This is a genomic window from Parabacteroides sp. 52, assembly GCF_010500925.1.
Lineage (GTDB): Bacteria > Bacteroidota > Bacteroidia > Bacteroidales > Tannerellaceae > QVMG01.
In genome coordinates, this window is record NZ_QVMG01000056.1 from 1 (window position 1) to 1700 (window position 1700).

The window sequence follows — 1700 nt, forward strand, 5'->3', positions numbered from 1 at the left end:
ATGACCGCTTTGCAGGCTTTGTAATCAAAATAGAATCAAATTCTGGCCTCTGTACCGTATCTCTCGTAGTGGCTAGATAATAAAATTGCCGACGATCGTCAGCAATTTTATTTCTCTGACAGAAATCCCCCCTTCGGCCTCTTCTGTATCCCTTTTGCCGAAGTCTGTATGTGCATTGGCTGTTAATATTCCGTCTTCAGTATATGTATAACTGTAACTTCCTTTCAACTCAAACTTGTTGGTGACAAATCTACTCTGATCAAGTTTTTAAGTATTCGTTCATTTGGGTAAATGAATGAATTGGAGATGTAAATTGCAATTCTCAATTTCGTTGTTGATAATTCTACACCACAAGTTATCTTGAAGGTAAAATATTTCATGAGTGGATGATTCAATGAAATCAATATCATTGATAAGAATATCAGAAATAAGCGTTTTCTTTTTCTTCTTATCGAGTAGAACCCAATTGTAAGAATTTGGTCTTCCAAAAGTGAGGCATGTTGACAATATGAAATCGCGGGAATTATTGAAGCTTAAGACCATGGATTTCCCAAATGCTTTTTGAGGATCAGTGTCTGCTTCTATTCTTTCGTCTATAGGTATCTTTTGTTTTAAGTCAAATTCGTATAGTATTTGGACTGAGTGCTGGTCTATACTATAAAGGAAATCCTGATTTTTATCGTAGTAATAGACTCTATCATCAGATACATTTGTATATATACCTCCGAAGAAAAATAAGTCTTTTTCGGACACATTGTCAAGTATGTGTTTCGCCTTATTCCCTTCTCTGTCTTCTATCCATACACCATTATTTACTCCTCCATCATAATAAGGATGTATACAGAGAATCTTATTCTCTTTTAATAGAGCAAAATCTTTGACGAAGTTGTGAATATGATATGAATTTATGAATTCTCCATCATACCCATATGTTAACATTTTCTGATTCCCCCAATCTAAAATATATATTTGGTTCAGTACCTTGTCTATATTACATGCGGTTATAGCAATGAATTCTTCAGGACCTCTTCCATAGTAATTGATTTGACTTACAAGTTTTCCTGTTTCTGAAAATATTAATACCCCGCCTCTTTTTTTATCTAAAAGAATGAGTGTGTCGTTGTCTATGAAGATTTTACTGACATCAGAAACCAAGCATGAGTCATTTGTGTTTAATTCAAGATAGCTCAATGAATCAACAAACATGGAATACATTATCTCTTTCTCCTTCTTTTTGAGGTCGATATTGATTTTTGTTTTATCCTCTGATCCCTTGCAGGAAAACAGGAATAATACTATGATCAAAATAATATTTGTTTTTGTGAAATTTTTTTTCATTTCTTTTCATTTTCAAAATAGAGGGCTGACCCAAAATTGTTTTTTACCTCAAACAAACATTTTTTGTGCGACTTGCTTGCAATTTATTGATTTTTCAAAAACCAAGTCGAATTTTGGCTCAGCCACTCCTCTGATTTTGCTAAAATTAATCACAATTATGAATAGCTCTACAATATGAAGTAGATGATGCAGGTCCTTCACAACAACCTGTTGACCCATTATATTTTAACCCTTTTTGGTCATCATGAAAACTATCATTTTCATTATTTGCCAACGCTTCCACATTACTTAAAGCAAGATCTGAAAAACTGACTTTGTTTTTATTTTGGCTGATGCCCCAGCTTGCGGCAAATGCCATTGTT

Annotated in this window: 2 protein-coding genes; both read right to left on the reverse strand. The window is 33.6% G+C overall.

Annotated features, from left to right (window positions below; all coding sequences use genetic code 11):
• Positions 1-279: 279 nt before the first annotated feature.
• Positions 280-1338: a 6-bladed beta-propeller gene (locus D0T51_RS12175; protein ID WP_163729676.1), complete on the reverse strand. Its 1059-nt coding sequence runs from the start codon at positions 1336-1338 to the stop codon at positions 280-282.
• 145 nt (positions 1339-1483) lie between these two features.
• Positions 1484-1696, reverse strand: coding sequence for an NVEALA domain-containing protein (locus D0T51_RS12180; RefSeq protein WP_239056826.1), 213 nt, complete (start codon positions 1694-1696; stop codon positions 1484-1486).
• Between the last annotated feature and the right edge of the window lie 4 nt (positions 1697-1700).